This window comes from Streptomyces sp. NPDC058632 (genome assembly GCF_042717095.1).
Lineage (GTDB): Bacteria > Actinomycetota > Actinomycetes > Streptomycetales > Streptomycetaceae > Streptomyces.
Map to the genome: position 1 here is coordinate 20,617 of NZ_JBHXQZ010000102.1, position 7,774 is coordinate 28,390.

The 7,774-nt window shown below is 72.8% G+C and carries 7 protein-coding genes and 1 rRNA gene; 5 read left to right on the top strand and 3 right to left on the bottom strand.

Features of this window, described 5'->3' with window-relative positions; all coding sequences use genetic code 11:
• Both mtrA and mtnA read right to left on the bottom strand, forming a co-directional pair.
• A complete protein-coding gene (gene mtrA / locus ACFWVE_RS29605; RefSeq protein WP_193478414.1) occupies window positions 1-690 on the bottom strand; it encodes a two-component system response regulator MtrA in 690 nt (229 codons plus the stop codon).
• Window positions 691-694: 4 nt separating this feature from the next.
• Window positions 695-1,843, bottom strand: coding sequence for an S-methyl-5-thioribose-1-phosphate isomerase (gene mtnA / locus ACFWVE_RS29610; RefSeq protein WP_384020482.1), 1,149 nt, complete (start codon window positions 1,841-1,843; stop codon window positions 695-697).
• Between the two features lie 138 nt (window positions 1,844-1,981).
• Here mtnA and ACFWVE_RS29615 point away from each other — a divergent pair, with 138 nt between their 5' ends.
• Genes ACFWVE_RS29615 through ACFWVE_RS29635 form a run of 5 tightly spaced genes read left to right on the top strand, consistent with a single transcriptional unit; the run spans window position 1,982 to window position 7,589 of the window.
• The gene (locus ACFWVE_RS29615) at window positions 1,982-3,310 is read left to right on the top strand and encodes a glycerophosphoryl diester phosphodiesterase membrane domain-containing protein (protein WP_384020485.1); all 1,329 of its coding nucleotides are present in this window, start codon (window positions 1,982-1,984) and stop codon (window positions 3,308-3,310) included.
• A 31-nt stretch (window positions 3,311-3,341) separates the two neighbouring features.
• Window positions 3,342-4,097, top strand: coding sequence for a DUF4129 domain-containing protein (locus ACFWVE_RS29620; RefSeq protein ID WP_384020488.1), 756 nt, complete (start codon window positions 3,342-3,344; stop codon window positions 4,095-4,097).
• Complete coding sequence (locus tag ACFWVE_RS29625) at window positions 4,094-5,290, top strand: DUF4350 domain-containing protein (protein ID WP_384020490.1); 1,197 nt, start codon at window positions 4,094-4,096, stop codon at window positions 5,288-5,290. The genes ACFWVE_RS29620 and ACFWVE_RS29625 overlap by 4 nt, the downstream gene beginning before the upstream one ends.
• The gene (locus tag ACFWVE_RS29630) at window positions 5,290-6,279 is read left to right on the top strand and encodes an AAA family ATPase (RefSeq protein ID WP_384020493.1); all 990 of its coding nucleotides are present in this window, start codon (window positions 5,290-5,292) and stop codon (window positions 6,277-6,279) included. Before ACFWVE_RS29625 ends, ACFWVE_RS29630 begins: the two co-directional genes overlap by 1 nt.
• On the top strand, window positions 6,279-7,589 hold the full coding sequence (locus tag ACFWVE_RS29635; RefSeq protein WP_384020496.1) for a DUF58 domain-containing protein: 1,311 nt from the start codon (window positions 6,279-6,281) through the stop codon (window positions 7,587-7,589). Before ACFWVE_RS29630 ends, ACFWVE_RS29635 begins: the two co-directional genes overlap by 1 nt.
• Window positions 7,590-7,687: 98 nt before the next feature.
• On the opposite strand, the gene rrf is transcribed toward ACFWVE_RS29635, so the two are convergent.
• Window positions 7,688-7,774: ribosomal RNA gene (rrf, locus tag ACFWVE_RS29640) — 5S ribosomal RNA — on the bottom strand; the annotation flags it as partial.

Below are 7,774 nucleotides of genomic sequence, written 5' to 3' on the forward strand. Positions count from 1 at the left end.
TCAGCTCGGTCCTGCCTTGTAGCCGACGCCACGGACGGTCACCACGATCTCCGGCTTCTCCGGGTCCTTCTCGACCTTGGAGCGCAGCCGCTGGACGTGGACGTTCACCAGCCGGGTGTCGGCCGCGTGGCGGTACCCCCAGACCTGCTCTAGGAGCACCTCACGCGTGAACACCTGCCACGGCTTGCGGGCCAGCGCGACCAGCAGGTCGAACTCCAGCGGGGTCAGCGCGATCGACTGCCCCTCCCGCTTCACGGAGTGCCCGGCCACGTCGATGACCAGGTCACCGATGGCGAGCTGTTCCGGCGCGGGCTCCTCCGACCTGCGCAGCCGCGCCCGGATCCGGGCGACCAGCTCCTTCGGCTTGAACGGCTTGACGATGTAGTCGTCGGCGCCGGACTCCAGGCCCACCACGACATCGACGGTGTCGCTCTTCGCCGTGAGCATCACGATCGGCACCCCGGACTCCGCCCTGATCAGGCGGCACACCTCGATGCCGTCCCGGCCGGGCAGCATCAGATCCAGCAGCACCAGATCGGGCTTGGCCTCACGGAAAGCGGCCAGCGCCTTGTCGCCGTCGGCTACGAAAGACGGCTCAAAACCTTCACCACGCAGCACAATGCCGAGCATCTCGGCCAGTGCGGTGTCGTCGTCGACGACAAGGACTCGTCCCTTCATAAACGACATCATCCCATTAGCTATTCGTGACCTGGCGTGACCTGGCACACAGCTCGGCCAGGGCCTCTGCCGTCACGGGTGAGACGGCACCTTCCTCCGTGACGATCGCCGTGACCAGCTCCGGTGGTGTCACGTCGAACGCCGGGTTGTACGCCTGGGTCCCCAGGGGTGCCACAAGAATCCCGCCTCCCGCTTCGGTTCCGGCCACCGGCACCTGTGGTGCCGTGACCTCGGTCACTTCATGTCCGGGGCGCTGCTCGACCTCGATGGACGCCCCGTCCGGTGTCCGGGGATCGACCGTCGTCACCGGTGCCACCACTATGAACGGCACGTGGTGGTACCGCGCGAGCACCGCGAGCGGATAGCTCCCCACCTTGTTCGCCACCGAGCCGTCGGCCGCGATGCGGTCCGCCCCTATCAGTACCGCGTCCACCTCGCCCGCCGCGAACAGCGATCCCGCCGCACTGTCGGTGAGCAGCGTGTACGCCATGCCGCTGCGGGCCGCCTCGTATGCCGTCAGGCGAGCACCTTGCAGCAACGGACGCGTTTCGTCCACCCACAGCCGCCTGAGCCGGCCCGTCCGGTGCGCCGCCAGCGCCACCGCGAACGCCGTGCCCTCCCCGCCCGACACCAGCGAACCGGTGTTGCAGTGGGTGAGGATCCGGTGCCCGCCGCCGGGCATCAGCTCGTCCAGCAGCGCCAGCCCGTGCCCGGCCATCCGGGCGCTGGCCTCGGCGTCCTCGCGGTGCAGTTGCCGTGCCGCGGCCAGCGCCGCCCCGGCCGCCTCCCGGAGATCACCGCCGCGGGCGAGGACGTCCCGGTGGGCGTCCAGGGCCCGGCGCACCCCCACCCCGAGGTTCACCGCGGTGGGCCGGGCGCCCTCCAGCGCGGCCGCGGCGTCGTCCACGTCGAAGCCCCGTACGGCGGCGAGGGCGACGCCGTACGCCCCCGCGATGCCCAGCAGTGGCGCACCGCGCACGGCGAGCGAGCCGATCGCCTCCACGAGCGCGGGGGCGTCCGTGCAGACGAGCTCGGCCTCCTCGGCCGGCAGTCTGGTCTGGTCGAGGAGCACCAGAACGGGTCCTTCCGGTGGCTCCTCCCAGCGGATCACCGGGATCTCGGTCGGCCGCTTGTGGTCGCCGCTGTGTGCGTACTGATCAGCCATGCCGCCAGTCTGCCCCCTGGGACGGGGACTTTTGAAGGCACAGCCCTCACCTCGGCCGGTCCGTCGCCGACCACCCCATGGCACGATGGCAGCGAACCTGCCGCCGCGACCGCGGACGGGCACCGTGAAGGAGCGACGATGAACGACACTCCGGGCTGGGCTTCGCCCGGATCCGCCCCGTCGGAAGGGCAAGGGCCGGGGACGTCCGGACCTGCCGAGCCCGCAGACCGCCCGAACCCCGAGCAGCCCGCCCCGCAGGGTCCGGGCTGGTCGAAGGAGCAGCCGCCGAGCCAGTGGTCCGCGCCCACCGACCGGCCCGGCGCCCCGGACCCCGGCCAGGCGCCCCCGCCCCCGCCGGGCTGGGGCGCCCCGCCTCCGGCCGGGCCCGGCCACCACGGACCCGGTGGCCACGGCGGCGGGTACGCAGGCCCGGGCGGCTACGGCGGTCCCGGCTCCTGGGGAGGAGGCTGGGGCGGCCCCCCGCCCGCGGCCAAGCCCGGTGTGATCCCGCTCCGCCCGCTCGGCGTGGGCGAGATCCTCGACGGCGCGGTCTCCACCATGCGCACCCACTGGCGCACCGTCCTCGGCATCGCGCTGACCGTCGCCGTCCTCACCGAGGTCGTCGCCGTCCTCGTCCAGGGGTTCTTCCTGGACAGCTCCAGCGTCGCGGCCCTCAGCGATCCGAGCGCGACCCTCGACGAGCTGACCGCCGCCATGGGTGACTCCCTGCTCAACAGCGGGGTGATCTTCGTGGTCACCCTGATCGGCACCGTCGCCGCCACAGCCCTGCTCACCACCGTCACCAGCCGCGCCGTGCTCGGCACGTCGGTCACCGCCGCCGAGGCCTGGCGCGACGCCCGCCCCCAGATCCTGAGGCTGTTCGGCCTGATCTGCCTGCTGCTGCTCATCACCGTGCTCGTCATCACGGTGGGCGCGGTACCCGGCCTCGTCATGGCCGCCACGGTCGGCGGTGGAGGCTCGGTGGCGCTCACCGTCCTGGGCATCGTCGGCGCCGGCCTCGTCGCCCTGTGGCTGATGATCCGCTACTCGCTGGCCTCGCCCACGCTGATGCTGGAGAAGCAGGGCGTCTTCAAGGCGCTGAGCCGGTCCGCGAAACTGGTGCGCGGCTCCTGGTGGCGGATCTTCGGCATCCAGCTGCTCGCGACGATCATCGCGAACGTCGTCGCGTCGATCATCATCATCCCCTTCACCTTCATCGCCGCGGCCTTCACCGGCGACGGCGTCACCGGCTTCCTCAACAGCGCCGGCGGCGACATCGGCTGGACGTTCCTCATCATCACCGGAATCGGCGCGGTCATCGGCGCCATGATCACGTACCCGATCACGGCCGGTGTCACCGTGCTCCTCTACATCGACCAGCGCATCCGCCGCGAGGCCCTCGACCTCGAACTGGGCCGCGCCGCCGGCGTCCAGGGCTACGGGCCCGGCGCCGTCCCGGGGAGCTGACAGGGTGCACACCGCGGGGGGAGTGCTCACCGTGCTCACATCGGCACCGACGCTGCCCGAAGCCGCCGGCGGCGCCGTCCGGGCGCTGCCGCGCGGTGACGGCGAGCCGCCCGTCACCCTCCCGCGCGACCCCGCGCGGGAGGCGGCCCGGCGCGAACTGTCCAAGCAGATGTACCACGAGAACGACCCCAGCTGGTTCCAGCGGGCCCTGGACGCCTTCTGGGAATGGGTCGGCAAACTGTTCGACGCCGCCTCCACCGCCGCGCCCGGCGGCACGCTCGGGCTGATCGTCATCGTGCTCGCCGTGCTCGCCGTCCTGGGCGCCCTGTGGTGGCGCCTGGGCACCCCGCGCCGCCGGCCGGCCTCCGCGCCCGTCCTGTTCGACGACCGCCCCCGCAGCGCCGCCGAACACCGCGCGGCCGCCGAGGCACACGCCGCCCAGGGCCACTGGAACCAGGCCGTCCAGGAACGCATGCGCGCCCTCGTCCGCGCCCTGGAGGAACGCGCCCTGCTCGACCTCCACCCCGGCCGCACCGCAGACGAGGCCGCCGCGGAGGCCGGCCGCGCCCTGCCCGCCCACACCGGCCGGCTGCACACCGCGGCCCGGGGCTTCGACGACGTGACATACGGCGGCCGCACCGCGACGGAGGAGTCGTACCGGCAGCTCACCGAACTCGACCGCGACCTGGAACGGACCAGACCCCGGCTCGCGAGCACCTACGCCGGCAACCAGAACCACAGCGACAGCGACACGGACGACAACGCCCGTCAGGGAGCCGCCGGATGACGACCGAGGTCCCGCTCCCCTCCACCTCGGCCTCGCCCACCGCCCGCCAGGTGTGGACCCGCGCGCGGGGCGTCGTCCTCGCACTCACGCTGCTGGCCGTGGCGGCCGTCGTCATCGCCGTGGTCCGCTCCGACGCCCGCCACGGCGAACTCGACCCGCGCTCCGCCGACCCCCACGGCAGCCGCGCGGTCGCCGAACTCCTCGCCGACCGCGGCGTGGACACGCGCGTGGTCACCACCCTGGAGGAGGCGTCCGCCGCCGCGAAACCCGACACGACCCTCCTGGTCGCCGTCCCCGACCTCCTGACGCACCGCCAGCAGTCGCGGCTGCACTCCGATTTCGCCGAATCCGGCGGCCGTACCGTCCTGGTCTCCGCCGGCAGCACGTCCGTCGACCGGCTCGCCCCGGGCGTCATCGCCGACCCGGCCACCAGCTTCGGCTCGACCCTCGACCCGGTCTGCGACCTGCCCGCCGCCGTCCGCGCGGGCTCCGCCGACATGGGCGGTCTGCGCTACACCACCGCTCATCTCGACGCCGACGAGTGCTACCCCAGCGAGCGCCTGGCCACCCTGCTGCGCATCCCGGCGGCCACCGGGGGCGGAGACACGGTCCTCCTCGGCGCCCCCGACATCCTTCTCAACGACCGCCTCGCCGAGCACGGCAACGCCTCGCTCGCTCTCCAGCTCCTCGGCTCCCGCCCGCATCTCGTCTGGTACCTCCCCTCACTCGCCGACGCCTCCGCCGCCTCCGAAGAAGGCCAACGCGGTTTCTTCGACCTGCTCCCCTCCGGCTGGCTCTGGGGCACCGCGCAGCTCTTCGTCGCGGCGGCCCTGGCCGCCCTGTGGCGGGCACGCCGGCTCGGTCCGCTCGTGCCCGAAAGACTTCCCGTCGCGATCCGCGCCTCCGAAACCGTCGAAGGCCGCGCCCGCCTCTACCGCAAGGCGAACGCCCGCGACCGCGCGGCCACCGCTCTCCGCTCCACCACCCGCACGCGCCTCGCCCCCCTCGTAGGCATCCCCGTGTCCCAGGCGCACACGCCCGAGACCCTGCTTCCCTCCCTGTCCACCCGCCTCCACGGCGACGGACAGGGCCTGCACAATCTCCTGTTCGGACCGCCACCCGGCGACGACGCAGCCCTCATCACCCTCGCCGACCGACTCGACGCCCTCGAAAGAGAGGTACGCCGTCCATGATGGACCCGACCACTGACAACGCCGCGCACACCGGGGATCCGGCCGCCGCCCGTGCCTCCCTGGAAGCCCTGCGCGCCGAGATCGCCAAAGCCGTGGTCGGCCAGGACCCCGCTGTCACCGGCCTCGCCGTCGCCCTGCTGTGCCGCGGACACGTCCTCCTCGAAGGCGTCCCCGGTGTCGCCAAGACCCTGCTCGTCCGCACTCTCGCCGCTGCCCTCGACCTCGACACCAAGCGCGTCCAGTTCACCCCCGACCTGATGCCGAGCGACGTCACCGGCTCCCTGGTCTACGACGCCCGCACCTCCGAGTTCTCCTTCCAGCCCGGACCGGTCTTCACCAATCTCCTCCTCGCGGACGAGATCAACCGCACGCCCCCGAAGACCCAGGCATCCCTCCTGGAGGCCATGGAGGAGCGCCAGGTCACCGTCGACGGCACCCCCCGCCCCCTGCCCGACCCCTTCCTGGTCGCCGCCACCCAGAACCCCGTGGAGTACGAGGGCACCTACCCCCTCCCCGAAGCCCAGCTCGACCGCTTCCTCCTCAAACTCACGATCCCGCTGCCCTCACGCCAGGACGAGATCGACGTCCTCACCCGACACACCGAGGGCTTCAACCCCCACGACCTGCACGCCGCCGGCGTACGCCCCGTCGCCACCGCCGCCGATCTGGAGACCGCCCGCGCCGCGGTGGCGAAGACGACGGTGTCCCCCGAGATCACCGCCTACGTCGTCGACATCTGCCGCGCCACGCGCGAGTCACCGTCCCTCGCCCTCGGCGTCTCCCCCCGAGGAGCCACCGCCCTCCTGTCCACCGCCCGCGCCTGGGCCTGGCTGACCGGACGCGACTACGTCATCCCCGACGACGTCAAGGCCCTCGCCCTCCCCACCCTCCGCCACCGTGTGCAGCTCCGCCCGGAGGCCGAGATGGAAGGCGTCACGACCGACTCGGTCATCAACGCGATCCTCGCCCACGTCCCCGTCCCCCGCTGATGGCCCTCACCGGACGCGCCGCTCTCCTGGCGGCACTCGGCTCTCTCCCCGTCGGCCTCTGGGAACCGGGCTGGACGGGCCTGCTCGCCGTCAACGCCCCCCTGGCGGTGGCCTGTGCCTGCGACTTCGCCCTGGCCGCCCCCGTGCGCCGGCTCGGCCTCAGCCGCTCCGGCGACACCTCCGTACGCCTGGGCGACAGCGCCGACATCACCCTGACGGTCACCAACACGTCCCGCCGCCCGCTCCGGGCCCGTATCCGTGACGCCTGGCCCCCCAGCAGCTGGCAGCCCGGCACCGAGGTGGCAGCCTCCCGGCACCGCCTCACGGTCCCCGCAGGTGAACGCCGACGCGTCACCACCCGGCTGCGCCCGACCCGCCGCGGCGACCGCCGTGCCGACCGCGTCACCGTCCGGTCCTACGGCCCGCTCGGCCTCTTCGCCCGCCAGGGCACCCACGACGTCCCCTGGACGGTTCGTGTGCTGCCGCCGTTCACCAGCCGCAAACACCTGCCCTCCAAACTGGCCCGCCTGCGCGAACTGGACGGCCGCACCAGCGTCCTCACCCGCGGCGAAGGCACGGAGTTCGACAGCCTGCGCGCATACGTTCCCGGCGACGACACCCGCTCCATCGACTGGCGTGCCACAGCCCGCCAGTCCGCCGTGGCGGTACGCACCTGGCGTCCCGAACGCGACCGGCACATCCTGCTGGTCCTCGACACCGGCCGCACCTCCGCGGGCCGGGTCGGCGACGTCCCCCGCCTGGACGCCTCCATGGACGCGGCCCTGCTTCTCGCGGCCCTCGCCTCCCGGGCCGGCGACCGCGTCGACCTCCTCGCCCACGACCGCCGCCTCCGCGCCCTCGTACAGGGCCGCTCGGCAGGCGACGTCCTCCCTTCCCTGGTCAACGCCATGGCCACCCTCGAACCGGAGCTCGTCGAAACCGATGCCCGAAGCCTCACGGCCACGGCCCTGCGCACAGCCCCTCGGCGCTCCCTGATCGTCCTTTTCACGACGCTCGACGCGGCCCCCACCGAGGAGGGCCTGCTCCCCGTGCTGGCCCAACTCACCCAGCGCCACACGGTCCTGCTCGCCTCGGTCGCCGACCCACACCTGGCACGGATGTCCAACGCCCGCGGAAACACCGACGCCGTGTACGAGGCAGCGGCGGCAGCCCAGGCCCAGACCGAACGCGACCGCACCGCGGGACAACTCCGCCGCCACGGCGTCACAGTCGTCGAAGCGACCCCGGACGGCCTGGCACCGGCCGTGGCGGACACCTACCTCGCCTTGAAGGCAGCGGGGCGCCTCTGAGGAAGGGGACAGAAAGAAAGGGGAAGGGGCGCGACCCCAAAGCCCTTAAACGCAGAAAGCCCCGTGCCGAAGGGCACGGGGCTTTCTCTACAAGAATTGTTCGGCGGCGTCCTACTCTCCCACAGGGTCCCCCCTGCAGTACCATCGGCGCGGTAGGGCTTAGCTTCCGGGTTCGGAATGTGACC